Here is a 313-nt window from a genome sequence, read left to right as displayed (position 1 = left end):
AATACCACGCGCATCCCCGACGCTAATCACAATAAAGGGCTTGCCTAAGATGATATTTGGCGCGTTGAGCTCGCTAAGACGCGAAACATCGAAATCGGCTTTTAGCGTTAAATCACTGTGCCAGACCTGACCGGTATAAATCCCTATCTTGCGTTCTTCCACGTTCTGATTGCCATCAACCATCAATGACTCAGGTAACCAAAAATGGATAAAACTTCGTTTCCGCTCCACGGTTTTATCCTCTTCCTGCACCGTATAAAGCTCGGTCACAGGAATAGCGATAAGCGGCCCAACGAGTTTTTGCGGCCCGCTG

At 48.2% G+C, this 313-nt stretch carries 1 protein-coding gene; it reads right to left on the bottom strand.

The features are described from left to right. On the bottom strand, positions 1-313 hold a 313-nt coding region (locus tag FN960_RS23775), incomplete at both ends, for an inner membrane CreD family protein (protein WP_185971133.1).

Source organism: Alkalicoccobacillus porphyridii, from assembly GCF_007293315.1.
GTDB lineage: Bacteria > Bacillota > Bacilli > Bacillales > Bacillaceae_D > Alkalicoccobacillus > Alkalicoccobacillus porphyridii.
The sequence above is the reverse complement of the archived record's forward strand: the minus strand, read 5'-3'. Positions and strand labels throughout refer to the sequence as shown.